The sequence below is a fragment of the Flavonifractor sp. DFI.6.63 genome, from assembly GCF_024462255.1.
GTDB classification, from domain to species: domain Bacteria; phylum Bacillota; class Clostridia; order Oscillospirales; family Oscillospiraceae; genus Lawsonibacter_A; species Lawsonibacter_A hominis.
The window spans coordinates 40,974-54,121 of sequence record NZ_JANGBE010000024.1 but is presented as its reverse complement, the minus strand read 5'-3'; the positions used below and the strand labels follow the sequence as shown (position 1 = coordinate 54,121).

Annotated in this window: 3 protein-coding genes; all 3 read right to left on the bottom strand. The window is 64.5% G+C overall.

The features are described from left to right. Nucleotides 1-52: 52 nt before the first annotated feature. Nucleotides 53-12,253, bottom strand: a complete 12,201-nt coding sequence (locus tag NE547_RS12600; protein ID WP_256176089.1) for an S-layer homology domain-containing protein — start codon at nucleotides 12,251-12,253, stop codon at nucleotides 53-55. 124 nt (nucleotides 12,254-12,377) lie between these two features. After that, entirely contained in the window at nucleotides 12,378-12,824 is a 447-nt protein-coding gene (locus tag NE547_RS12595; protein WP_186907738.1) for a hypothetical protein, read from the bottom strand. Beyond that, nucleotides 12,817-13,110 carry a hypothetical protein gene (locus NE547_RS12590; protein WP_186907739.1) on the bottom strand — a complete coding sequence of 98 codons (294 nt, stop codon included), beginning with the start codon at nucleotides 13,108-13,110 and terminating at the stop codon, nucleotides 12,817-12,819. Before NE547_RS12590 ends, NE547_RS12595 begins: the two co-directional genes overlap by 8 nt. Nucleotides 13,111-13,148: the final 38 nt, after the last annotated feature.

The window sequence follows — 13,148 nt, the reverse complement described above, 5'->3', positions numbered from 1 at the left end:
GGGGCGCGGTTTCCGATGAAAACCGCGCCCCACAGCGCTTCCTTGTATGGAGTCAGCTTTTCAGCAATGCCCGGATCAGCCGGGTGAAGAGCGCGGCTGCCTCGGCGCGGCCCGCGCTGCCCTTGGGATCGAACGCTCCGCCGACCTTGCCTTGTATCAGGCCGCCGGTCTGACAGGCGGCGACGGCTTCCTCCGCCCAGGGGCTGATGTGCGCGGCGTCGGTAAAGGCCGCCGCGTCGGCCGCCTTGGGCAGTTTCTGTCCCGCGGCATCCAGATAACGGGCCAGGATGGTACACATCTGCTCCCGGGTCACCTGGTCGTCCGGTCCGAAGCGACCGCTTCCGTAGCCGCTTACAATGCCGCTTTCGCTGGCCCACTGCACGTAAGGTCCATACCAGGCGTCAGGGTCCGCGTCGGGGAAGACCCGGTCGGTATAGTCCGCCGGGTCGATCCCGGCCAGACGGCCCAGCACCGTGACGAACATGGCCCTGCTCATGGCTGCGTTGGGGGCAAAGCGTCCGCCGCCCACGCCCCGGAACAACTCGTGCGCCACAGCAAAGGCAATGACCTCACGGCCCCAGTAATCCGGGGGCACGTCATAGAAGATCTCGCTGGCGTCCACCACCCGGTAGGAGCCGGGGAGCGAGGCGATGTAGGCAAACTCACTGTCGGTCAGGCTGCTCCAGATAAGGACCTGCTCCGTACCGTCGGCGCCGGTGACCACGATCACGCAGCCGGTCAGGTCCCGGAAGGAACCGTCATTGCGGACGATCCTCCTGGCAATGTCGTCTCCCTCCTGCAGTGTGCCCGCCGGGATGCGCACGTACAGCCCCTCATCCCGGAGGAGGATGTCATAGTTCTTGTTATCCTCCACCAGCTGCTTTTTCACCGAATCGGACAGCTTGGTTACACCCTCCGGGAAGGTCACGGTAACGGTCTTCTCCGTCTCGTCATAGGTCAGGTCGTCCCGCTTCACCTGTCCGGCGGAGGAGGCGCCGCTTCCGCCGTCGGGGATGTAAGCCTCCACGCTGACAAAGCCGGTGGCCGCGTTCTCCCACAGGGTCGGGTCGGCCTCATACGCCGCGTCGGCCAGCGCGTTCAACCGGTCCCGCTCGCTCTCGTAGGCCGCTGTGGCGGCGGCCAGCGCGTCCTCCGCAGCATTCTTCGCAGCCGCGGCGGATGCGGTGTGTACGCCGGTGAAATAGTCGCTCACCGCCCTGTCATAGGCCGCCTTTTTCGCATTCCTTTCGGCCTCTGCCGCGTTCAGCCATGCCTCCAATGCAGCCAGCACGGCCGTGTCGTTTCCGATCCGTTCTTTGTACGCCGCCTCGGTCTCCGGATTTCCCGCCTCAGTCTGCCAGACCTGCAGGGCGCTGGCAGCTTCGGCTACCGATTCGGCCGCCTTGCTCCGGATCGCTGCTGCGGACTGTCCGGCCTGCGCCGTATCCACCCGGGCCTTGGCGTCCGTCATCGCGTCGTACAGCGTGCCCAGGTCCTGCAGTTCGTTCACCGTCACGCCCGCCATCAGGCGCACACCCAGCTGATAGTCACCCGCAGCCAGTGCGTCCAGGGTAGTCCGGTTCAGCGCGGCGAGGGGCATGCGGATGCTCTGCCAGCCGGTGAGGGCCGCTACATCCGTCAGGTCCTTCTGGCTGCCGGTCTTGGGGATCAGTGCAAACTGGTACAGGCCAGCGCCGTCCCGTCCGCCGGAGGCGGTGACGTAGATCGCGCCGTTGCTCTGGCCGTAGGCGGCCCGTTTGACGGCTGCGGTATAGCGGATATAGGCGTTTCCGATGGTCACATCACTGTGCAGGATGTTGGAAGGGTCGTTCTTGTCCCGCAGATAGAGCACATACGCCCCGGGCTTGAGCCCTGTGAGCCGCTCCGTATCCGCCCTCCACTGGGCCTCCTCCGGCGGCGCGCCGTCCTTGGGGGCCTCTGCGCCGGTCAGAAGGACGAACTCATACGCGCCCTGATAACGGCCGGTCTCGGTCTTGGACCGGTCGGCATCATAGCGCCCGCCGGTGATCCTGGCGGCGTCCAGGGCATATTCGCCGTTGTCTGCCGCCTGGTTCCAGGGCTCCCGGATGATCTGCGCGCCCTCGCTGAGGGTAATGGGTACGGTCTTAGTAACGGTCAGGGACTTGGTGGCCACGTTCCCGGCGCCGTCCTCCGCCTCCAGCACATACTCGCCGGCAAAGGCCGCCTGGAAGGAACCCTTCAGCATGGTCTGATCCCTCCGGATGGTCTGGCTCTGTCCGTTGATGCGGATGTCCGTCAGCGGGGACGCGCTGTTCGCTCCCTTGGAGGACGACCAGCTCAGCTTGAGCGGGTCTGCCTCTTCCGCCTCCAGGGTCACGGTGGGGATATCGGAGTCCATCTGCTCCATCAGCACGAAGCGGGTGGCCCAAGTGCCGTCCCGGGCGGTGACGGTGGCCTGATAGATTCCATTGCGCTCTGTCTGGAAGAGGCTCTCTTGATCCGCAAGGGCCGTCAGCTCCTGCAGCTCCCAGCCGGAAGCGCCTTCCTCTGTCTTCACCTCATGGAACTTCACCCCGGCGGAGGCGATGGGCGTCTCCGCATCGTGGGGCGTGCCGGTCACTTCCAGCGCGGCCTTCTGGAGGTTTTTCACATACTGCCCGGCCGGCAGGCCGCTGTAGGTCTCGCCGCCGTCGGTGCTGATCTTCCACGCGGTGGTGAGCAAGGGCGCGTACGCGTTGGTGTTGCTGGAAACAGGATGTGCAAACCAGTCCACCGCGACGCTGCGGGCGGTGGTATTGCCCGCCTGATCCCGCGCCTGCACCACCAGGGTCTGGTTCTGCGTCACGGCTGCGTCAAACTGCCAGAAGCCCGCGCTGTTCTGTTTCAGCGCCGCCGGAACCGTGCCGTTCAGCGTCAGGGAGCTCAGCCCGGTGTCATCCAGCACATAGCAGGTAAGCGCCACGCTCCCGCTGCCGCTCTGGATGGACGCGGTGTCCGGGAAGCTGCGGCTCCAGTAGATCTGGGGCGCGTTGCCGTCGTCCGCCGGAGTGGGGACTGCGTTGCCGTAATAATACTCCACCAGCTTGTCGAACTGCACCGCCTCCGCGGTACGCTCCGGTACGGTGATGGTGACGGTATGGGTGTAGCCGGTCACATTGTCTCCGAAGGAGATGGATGCATAACCGGCTTTTCCGCCCTCAGCGGCGACGGTCTGTGCCGCAAAGCCGGGGAAAGTGCTCTCCACCTGTACGGTGCCCTTAACGTACAGGTCGATGGCGGAGGCCACGGTGCGGAAGGTAAGCCTGGAGCCGCCCTCGGCATAGGACAGGTCGCCCCGGGAGGGCGCGGTGTTGTCGGCGCCCCACGCGGGAACGTCATGTTTGCTGAAGGACCAGGTCTGTCCGTCCGGACCGGCGTTCTCGTCATAGATGCCGCCGTTCTTGTTGATAAAGGTAAAGAAATTGTTGTCCTTATAGATGTTGATGCCCGTCTCCTGCCCGCTCACGGTGTACGCGATGGCCTGGGTGGTATTGGTCTGGGCATCGTACAGATTGATGACCCCGGCGCCCCGGGAGGAGGGCACGATGACCACGGTCCTGTCCGCGGCATTATAGTAGAGGATCCCGAGGTGGTTCTGCTCTCCGGTCACGCTGGGCGGCGCCTCGGTGGCGGTGATGACCGGCGCGGCGCCCGTGGTGGACAAGGCCGTAACGGGCAGGCGCAGGGTATTGCCCATGGCCAGCGAGAGCTGGTCGGGCGCGGACAGATAGGTGGTATGCTCAAAGCTCTTGGTCTGCACGTTGTTCAGGGTATCGTACTCGTCATGCTCCGCCACGCGCACGCCCTGTGTCCAGGTCTCCAGACGGTCCGCGTCACGGAAGACCTCCACCTTCAGGTTCAGGCTGCCGGTCTGAGCCCCCTGGTAGCAGGAGGGCGGCACCAGCAGCGTTCCGGTGACGGTACGGCCGTAGCCGGAACGGATATCGCCCCCATCCGAAGCGTTGTACAGGTAGAGGATACCGTTCTTTTTCTCCGTGTCGGTGCTGGCGTCGAGAAGCGTGAGCCGCTCTTCCTGAGAGACGCGCAGCTCTGCCGCGGTGATGTCCAGCACGCCGTAGGCGGCCGCGCCGGTAGCGGCGTCGACGCCGTTCTCATACTGGAACTGGACATACACATCCTCCGCCGTCACGCTGCCCCGGTTGCCCACCTGGAAGTCCACCTCCAGGATGGTGTTGCCGTTTTCATCCACACCCTTACGGGTCAGGTTGAAGCGCTCAAAGCCCAGCTCCGGCTTCTCCTCCACCACCAGGGTCCCGGTGGGGTTCCCATCCGCGTCGGTATCCAGCGTGGTGGCCTGGAAGGCGCTTTCGGCATACGTCGCATCCTCGCTGACGGTGAGATAGAATACGCTTCCGGCCTGGAGGTCCCGGTCCAGCTCCACCGTTCCGCTCAGCGTCACGGTCTCGCCGGGCCGGATGTTCTCCGCTACCGTCCAGCTCCCCAGTTCCACCGCCCCGGTGCCGCCCGCGGGCTGGACCATGAGCTTCACCGTGATTTTGTTCGCCTGGCTGCCGCGGATCGCCGCGTCGCCGGTGTTGGTAAAGGAAAGGGTGGGGTATAGCTTGCTGCCCGCGGTGAACTGGTAGAAGGGGAAGCTCAGATGGTCCCCGCCGATCCCCTGCCCGCCGATGCCGTAGCTCAGCGCATAGATGCCCACGCTGGCGTCCGCCCCGCTTTTGGGCATGAGGATGGTCTCGCCGCCGGACTGCCGCTCCTCCAGAGGCAGCATGCTGCCCTGGGCCAGCACCAGCAGGGTATCCTTGCACTCGCCTTCGCTCGTCACCTGTACGCCCACAGCGGCCTGGAGGTTGGCGAAGGTGAACTGGGCGGGATCGTCCTTGGGCGCATACGCGTTCTCATACCCCTCCAGCTTGCCCAGGTAGGCCGCCTGGGTCTCCTCCGCCGTCCAGTTATTGGCGATGCTGTCCTCATAGATCTGCATGCCCCGCATGGCCAGCATGGTGCCCGCGCTCCATGTGCCGGTCTCGGGGTCAAAGCGGCTGAGGTAGACCGCGTTGTTTACCGTGCCCGACACGGGGGATACGTAAACGGCGGCGATGCCGCCCGCGCTGTCCGCCCCGATGGTGACGGCGGTGCGCCCGCTGGAGGCCTGGCTCCTGGTCGTCCCGTCAGCCTGCACGAAGTCCTCCGCCTTGAAGAAGGGGTAGAGGGTGCCGGTTCCGCTGGTCAGGATGCTGTCCAGACTATCCGCCTTGATGATATAAGCGGCCCCGTTCATCTCGAAGAGCAGGAAATCTTCCGGGTCAATTCCGTCCGAAAGCAGGCTCAGCGTCTCGGGGTCCTGCAGCTTGCCGCCGATCTTGCCGTTGAGGAACTGGAGGTTTGCAAAGTAGGGGTTCTCATACGCGCCGGCCAGCGCGCCGTTCCGGTAGAAGCCGTCCTTGCTGTCGGTCTGGTCGTAGTCCACAATGGTGCGCAGCAGCCGGGCTTCGCCCCAGGCCCACGTATCCCCCGTCTTGGTCAGCGCCCGCAGATACAGGCGGCGGATATGGGCCAGGTCGCTGTCCTGCGCGCTGTCCAGGCCGGTGGTATAGGCCGCGTAGTAGGTATTCGCATCCTTTTTCAGCACGTCGATGTTTTCGATGACTTCGCCGCCGGCGCCGTCCGCGTCCTTGGCCAGCGCGGCGCCCACATCCACTCCGTTGATACTGGCATGGAGCTCACTGTACTTGCCGTTGATCTGCCATTGGGCCAGCGCGGTCTGAAGACCGTACGCCACCATGGCCTGCCGCGCCTCCGGATCCGTTACGCCGCTGTACATCCGGTACAGATGCGCCTGATAGCCGGCGGTCTTCTGCGCGATCTCATCCTCCGTGTAGTGATGGGCCCTGGCGTAGAACACCGCGTCCCCAGCGCCGTCCGGCAGGGAAACGCCGGCCCGGTGTTCCGTACCGGTACCGGAAAGGGTCTTATGTCCGGTAAAGCCCTGCTCCGTCTGCGTGGTGTCGAAGGCGGCCGTCCGGATCACGGTATTGGTCTGTGCCGCGGTGAACGCAAGGGCCCGGGCGTCCGTCTGTGCCTGTTGGCTTCCGGCAAAATAGTCATACCAGGCCTTGTATTGGTCGTATTCCGCCTGCTCGCTTTGCCACGCCTCATAAGCAGCCTGTTTGGCCGGGTATTCTGCGCTGGCCTTCGCGTAGTCCTCCCACGCTTTCCGGTTGGCCTCATACGCCGTCAGCGCCGCCTGGTAGGCGCGCTCCGCGGCAGGCAGATCCTCATAGCCCGGCGCAAGATAATGGGCGGGCGTTTCCTCGTCCGGGCAGGCCGTATAGCCCGCGTGCGTTTCAGGATCGTAGGCCGCTGCCGTTACATAATAGCTGGATGGCTGCGGCTGGGCCAGCGTCTGCGCGGGCGGCTGGGGCTGCTCCGGCGCCGGCACGTCGGCGGGGTCGTTTTCAGCGGCGGCCTTGCCGGCAAAGGAGGTGTAATTATACTTGTTCATATCCGCCGGGCAGGCGCTGGCAGGTACCGTTACGCTGCCGCCCGCGGCCCAGTCCGCCGCCTGATAGCTGACCCAGGCGGCGTGGATGGCGCTCCCCTCCGTCCATGCGGAGAAGCCCAGATCGCCCGCTTTGTCATTGTCCAGCTCGATGTAGGGGGTGTCCGACGTCTCATCCAGCGGATTGACCAGGGCATATTTTTCGTTCAAATTCGTTGTAGTTGCCTTGATCTTGGAGAGCACCAGCATCATGTTGTCCATCTCGCCGGCCGTTTCACGGCTGACGGTATAGACCAGATAGTTGGCGCCGTCCACACTGACCACTTTGTAATCATAGCCGGTGATGAGTCCGTCCACCAGCTTGAAGGCGTCGCCGGAGGAGCCGTAGCCGGACAGCTCGAAGGGGGCGTCCTGGTCGCTGGGCTGGTAGGCAAAAAGGGACACGTCCCCCGTATCCGGGGTATAGATCCGCTGGGTATCCGCCGTACTGCCCAGCAGGCCGATGGAGATGGGCGAGGAATAGACGTCTCCATTGCTGTCTTCCACACTGAGGGTACCCATCCGATCGCCAAAGGCGCCCCAGCCGGTAGACCAGCCCTCGCCATCCTCATAGGACACCGCGTAGCGGATCAGATCCATTTCATAGCTGAGCACGGTGAACACCGCCCGCACCGCCAGGCCGATGCCCAGCTCGAAGGATTTCACCTTGGCGGCGTTGTAGTGATAGCCGGTATAGACGCCGTCTTTATAGTCCCGCTCGTATTCGCCGAACAGGAAGGTGGCGCCCACGTTGAACTTGAGGAATATCTCCAGCTTGAAGCACACGATGCCCAGGCCTGCGCCCGCCTCCATCATGAAGGAGGGGGAAAGCTCCAGCCCGTTCCAGTAGGTGTTGTTTTCGGAATAATCCACCTTGGCCACGCGGGTGATGCTGGTCTCCTCGTCCACGGCCCGCAGCGTGACGGTCTTGCTCTCGCTCAGCTTCGCCCCGTCCTGCTTGGCCATGATGATCAGCACGGGAGCGCTGCCGTCGGATTCGATGATGCCTTTGCGGTCTTCATCCCCATAATCCAGGTAGAGCCGTCCGGAGAAGGTGATGTGGAAGGCCTTGATATCGGTCGTAAAGGCTACGGTCTGATCCTTTTCCAGCGTCTCCGCGTAGGTGTACGCGCTCCGATCCTCCGGATCGGCCAGCGTCACCTTGTCGCTCATCTCGTGGACCTCCCGGTCCACGGTCAGGCCGGTGGTCAGCTCGATGCCGCCGCCGAAGGTGAGGAAGATGTACACGATGGGGAAGAAGGACAGGCGGTATTGGAGGGTAAATTCCAGTTCCGCCGACACCGCCACCGTGAACTGGTTGAACTGATACGCGTTGCTCACCGGGTCGTATTTGAACAGAAACGCCAGCGCTACGGAGAAGCCCACGGAAAAGCCCTTGGAGGTAAACTCGGGGTCGGCCTTCTTGCCGTTCTGGTCTGCTACGGGATGAGAGGCCAGCCAGGAGTCGTCCAGTTCGCCCGCCCCGCTGTTGCCTCTGATAAAGTTCCACAGTTTGGCCATGTCCTCCCCGTTGGCCGCGTTGGCCTTGCCCGGCCCGAACCAGTTGCTCTCCTTCTCGGGCGGGTTGCCGGGGGTGGGCGTCGGCGTGGGCGGGTTGCCGGGGTTGGGGCTGGGCGTCGGATTGTTGCCGCCGTCGCCGGTCCCGCCGGTGCCCGCGTCGCCGTTGGAGTTATAGCCGCCCAGCGGGATCCCGATGGAGAAGCCGACCTCATAACCGTCCACGGTGACCGTCACATAGTCGGTTGCGCCGACCTCAAAGGCGGGCAGCTGAGTGCCCACGTCCATCTCGAACATGCCGCCGTCGCCGCCGTCCATCAGGGACATCGTGCCGGCGGTGCTTTTGCTGGCCGTGTCTACGCCCGCATCCGGGGCAACGGTCCCGTTCATGACCTTGAGGTAGTCGGAATTCTCGTACAGGCCGCCGCCATAGCGGTTGGTGCTCTCGGGCTCGGGCGCCGGGGCGCAGGCGGTGTCGGCGTCCAGCACCTGGATGTTCCCGCTGCCGTCCGCCTGATAGACCCGGCCGTTTGCCGCGGCGATCTCATCGGTGGTCTTATTCTGTACCTGTACGCTGAGGGCATACGTGTCGTTATAGACATAGGAGCCCAGGTAGCCGTTGATCTGGGCCAGTGCCTCCGCCTCGTCCGCATAGCTCCAGCCCCGCGCACTGCCGTCCGCCACGGTCCCGGCCAGGGGGATATTGCTGCCCGCCAAGCTGTGGGGGATGGTGATGGGGGAGGGATATGCAAAAGGATAGAGCAGGCTGCCCTTGAACTGGGGCTCCCAGGTAACGGTATCCCCCACGATGCGCAGGGGGTGGAAATCGCCGCCCAGGGGGAGGTCGATGACGCCGGTCCTGCCGGCCTCCCCGCCGTACATGGCGTGGTTATCCGCGGAGCGGGTATAGTCGCCTTCGCTGGGCGCGAAGCTCGCCACGTCCTCCACGGAATAGGCGCGGGTCAGGCCGCTGACGATGTAGCGGTAGCTTTTCTGCTCTTCCGTCATGCGCCCCAGCGCGGCGGAGCCGGTCACGTCGGTGACGAAGCTGGGCAGCACTTGGGCCCGTTCGTCCTCGCCGCCCTCCGGCACCTGGAGGTTCCGGGGCGTCATGGTGTAGAAGGCTTTCAGGAAGTGCTGGGCATACCCCGCGATCGCCCCGTCGCTGTCAAAGCAGGGCTGGGGCGCAAAGATGCTCTCGTCGTAGTCCACCCCATCCTCCAGGAACATTACCAGCTGATCGCTGACGCCGTCCACCGGCGTCAGCACGAAGGTGCCGGTGGCCTCGTTGTACCAGCCGTCGATCCGGCCGTTGCGGTTGGCGTCCAGATACAGCGCCGTGCGGTCGATGGCGGTGGTCATGACGCTGTCCACCTTGGCGTAATCGCCCTGATAGTAGCGGAACGTCAGGTTGGCGGAGGCCAGGTCCGCCTGCCTGAGCCAGATCTTGGCATTGCCGTCATAGACCACGCCGCCGAAGAGGATCTTATCCGTGGCGGGCAGATTGAAGCAGATCCACTGGAGGTTTTCCAGCGTATTGGACTTGAGGAGGGTGGAGTTCTCCGCCGCCTCCCGGGTCAAAAGCGCGTCCCCCGCCTTCACCTCCGTGATCGTGTCAAACCGGTCCGACTGGCGCTCGGATATGGGCGTACAGCCATAGGAAATATGGCTGTCCCGGTAGAAATTTTCAATGGTCTCGCCGATCTTGCTGTTGTCGATGTTTGCCTGGACGTTGCCCTGCTCGTCCAGACTGCGGGGCACGGAGGGAGCCACGTCCACCTGGATGGACTGCTTGCGGGTCATGACCAGGCAGAGGGTATAATCGGCCGCAAAATCCGCGGCGGTCATGCCGTCCCACACCAGAGTCATGGTATAGGCCGTCACCCGGTCGCCCGAGGTGACCGGGGCCGCCTTGACCTGCCGGAGGACCGCGCCCTTCGCATCCATCAGGAACAGCGCGTAGGAGAGGCTGCTGTCCTGCGCCGCAGGGAAATAGGCGGCGGAGTTGGGTACGTTCACCTGGATGGTGGTCCCCACATAGGGCCTGCCGCTGCTGGCGCCGCCGTCTGTGATGGTGATGGTGGGCTTGATGCCCTCATAGGCCCCGGCGGCCTCGCTGAGCACCGTGGCTCCGTTCGCGGAATCGGAATCGTTGGCGGTGTAGATGCGCAGCGAGAAGCGGCCCGTCAGCAGGCGGCGGGTCAGGGTGAGCCCATCGGTAGACGCCCTGCCGTAATCGCCGGCCAGATTCTGGCCGTTGACGCCGTACTGCCCGAACTGGAGGTATTTGGCGTCTCCGCCGTCTGCGTCTGTCGCAAACGCGTAGGACGCGTATTTCCAGGGCGTCCAGTACAGCGTCCCGCCGCCCCAAAGGCTGTTTCCGCCCTCCAGATGGGCGTCGGAACCGGTCTCGTAGCGCTTTCCGGCGGAACCGGCGATCCGGAAATAGGGATTGGAGCAGGTGGGGTTGCCATAGTCCTCATGCATTCTGGCGGTAAAATTCACCCGGCCGCTGAGATTGGTAAACATTTCGTTGAGATAGGCGTTGGTATACATGTTGTGGGGGCCGTGATCCCGGCCGTACATTTTCTTTTCCAGATAGCCCGTGTCGTACGAGCCGCTCCAGCTTCCGCCGCGGAACGAGAGCCGGTCGGCATAATCGTAGGTAAACAGGGAAACGTCCCCCGAGGCGGCGCTGCCGGAGACAATCTCCACGGCGCCCACGCTCTTCTCCTGCTGTTCGCCGGTCAGGTCCGGCCCGGCGGCGGGCGCGGCGATGGTGCCGCTCTCCGATACGCCGCCGCTGACGTCCACCACGCCCGCGTCGTAGAGCACGGTGGCCAGATTCTCCCCGGTGCCGGCGGCCGTATTGTACAGCGACACAACGGCGGTATCCGCCCCCAGGGTATACAGGTCCGCCCGGTCTCCCCCGCCCTTCAGATTGGACAGCTCCAGCTGAAAGTCCGCGGTATCCTCCCGGGATACGATCTTATCGTCGATCAGTTCCACCCGGATGGTCAGCTCGTCCACCCCGGCATAGAACGCCAGCGTACCGCTCCCTTCGACGTAGTCCGTCCCCGCCTTGGCGGTGCCGTCGGCAGTGGCCCAGTCCACGCTCAGCACGTTCTGGGTGCCGCCGGTGCGGCGGACGGTGACCTCGGCAACGCCCGCGGACTTGTCCGCCCGCACCTGGGTGAGCGCAAAGCCGACTTCCGCGGCCTCGGGCGTCTCGTCGTCCACCGCATGGAGGATCAGGGTGCTGGCCGCGTCCAGAATGGCCCCGCCCTCACAGCCGGCCAGGCGGAAGGTGGCAAACTCGTCGGCCTCCGCCTCGTCGTCCTGCTCGATGGTCACGCGGAGCTCCTTGACCCACTCGTCCTCCGCGAAGGTGACCGCGAAGGCATAGCCGCTGTAGGGATCCGCCTCGTCCATGGCCAGAGGCAGGTAGGAAGGTTCGCTCCACAGGGGCACATCCTCCGGCCTTTCTTCCAGGGTCTCCTGCGCCGGACGGACGTATTCCCGCCCCAGCAGAGAGTCGGAGCAGTAAGTCACGCCGCCCAGCGTATAGACGCAGCGGAAATCATACCCGTCCAGATCCGCCTCGGCTACCGTCAGCGCGGCCTCTGTGGCCTTGCCGATGGTCTTCCAGTCTCCGCCGCTGAGGATATACCACTGCCAGCGTTCGGCGCGCCCCTCCGAGAGCGTCAGTACCACGTCCCCGTTTTCGTCCGCCCGGCTCTGACGCACGGACACGGTCCCTTCCGGCTCCAGCGGGTCCGGAGCTTTGCCCACCGGCTGGTACCAGGCCGCGCTCTGGGTCTCCTCCACCCGGATGGTCACGTCTCCGCTGCTCAGCGCGTTGGCGTAGTTGGGCGATTGGTCCTCGTTGGCATAGACCACCGGCTCATATCTTACCAGCACCGTGGCCCGGCCGGTCGTACCGCCCAGGCGGTAGAGGGTGATGGTGCCCTCGCCGCCCTCGGACAGGGTCAATTCGGCCGCGTCCAGGGCAAAGGCGCCGTAGGGATAGACCTCATCCCAGTCGTCCTCCGGCTCCAGCGCGCCGTTGGCCGTCTGGATGACCGGCTTGCTCCCGGCCGGCGTGTAGTAGGCCATCGCCTGGGCGGGCAGCAGGCCCAACAGCAGGCAAGCTGCCAGCACCAGGCTGATGATGCGCTTCCAGTTCACTTTCATGGGTGCAGATACCTCCTCAGTTTAAGCGTCCTCTTCATGTCCAGTTGAAATTTTGGAGCTGAGCCAGCGTCCGGGCGTTTGCAAACGCCCTCCATTCGTGCTTTCCCAGGGGTCGAAACTGCGTCTAATCCACAGACGCCACGTTATAGTAAAGATAAGCGTCCCGATAGGTGTAGCCGTTTTCCCAATAGCGGAATTCCCGCGGCTGCTCCCGGCGCACCTCCAGGCCGCCCGCCGCCACCAGCCGCGTTTTCCCGTCGCTCATCCGGTGCAGGTAGAGCCGGGCGCCGGTTTGGATCAGGCCCTCCCAGACCGTCTGCCCGCTCTCCCGGCGGCAGCGTTCCAAACAGCCGGACAAGACCGGGCCGGAGAGCGCCTCCGGCGGCGCTTCCCATACGGACAGGATCTTCAACCCCGCGTGCCGGGGGTAGAGCTGGGTATACTGTACGTCCCAGAAGGTGACGGTGGGATATACGCCGGCGCGGCTTTTCAGGCGCATGCACAGGATCTCCTCCACGCAAAGGTCTTCCACCAGCGCCTGGATCCGGCCGCTGTAGCGGTATTCACCCATCCGCCTCACTTCCCCCGGTATAGCGGGGCGGCGGGATCATCGCCAGGTCCATGACCTCTGACGCCGTGATCTCCAGCGCCTTGCCGAACCGCAGCTTCTGCCCGTCGGTGGTCACGGACCGGAAGACCTCCGGCTCCGCCAGGGGGCAAAAGCGGATCGTACCCAAGCGCCCCGCCATGTCCAGCTCCAGGATACTGCCGCTGCCCAGCTCCAAGCGCAGCCGGTATCCCTCCAGCGGCATTACCCGCAGGATGGTAGGGATCCTCACTTCCCTGTATTCGGCCATAGGCCGTCCTCCTTTCTCCGTTTCTGCATACAAAAAGG

Excerpts from the sequence above, each read along its gene's own strand:
- NE547_RS12600 (WP_256176089.1), bottom strand. The coding sequence starts at position 12,253 with ATGAAAGTGAACTGGAAGCGCATCATCAGCCTGGTGCTGGCAGCTTGC.
- NE547_RS12595 (WP_186907738.1), bottom strand. The coding sequence starts at position 12,824 with ATGGGTGAATACCGCTACAGCGGCCGGATCCAGGCGCTGGTGGAAGAC.
- NE547_RS12590 (WP_186907739.1), bottom strand. The coding sequence starts at position 13,110 with ATGGCCGAATACAGGGAAGTGAGGATCCCTACCATCCTGCGGGTAATG.